The 308-nt window shown below is 56.5% G+C and carries 1 protein-coding gene; it reads left to right on the plus strand.

From position 1 onward, the window contains the following. Positions 1-121: 121 nt before the first annotated feature. The coding region (locus tag HTV45_RS35490) for a LysR family transcriptional regulator (RefSeq protein ID WP_368860948.1) at positions 122-308 on the plus strand (187 nt) is incomplete at its 3' end.

Here is a 308-nt window from a genome sequence, read left to right on the forward strand (position 1 = left end):
CTTGTATCACCGATAACCAGCCGCTTCTCACCTTGGATTTGCTTGCTCATAAGACACCTCGAAGCATGGGAGAGATTGATGCGGTGGCACGTCAGCTCTCCGGTTCATTCGTAGTAGCGAACTGAGCGCCCGCCATCAAAGCTTTTCTGCTGCCGCCAGCGAGTTCAGTGTCACGCCGGCCGCGGTCGGCCAGATGATCAGGACGCTTGAACGATGGCTGGGTACCGCGCTGTTTCATCGCAGCATCTCGGGGAAGGTGAGATTGATAGCTACAGAGGCATCGGAGGCGGCATTGCCTGATATTCAGG

It is taken from the genome of Streptomyces sp. CHD11 (genome assembly GCF_018638295.1).
Lineage (GTDB): Bacteria > Actinomycetota > Actinomycetes > Streptomycetales > Streptomycetaceae > Streptomyces.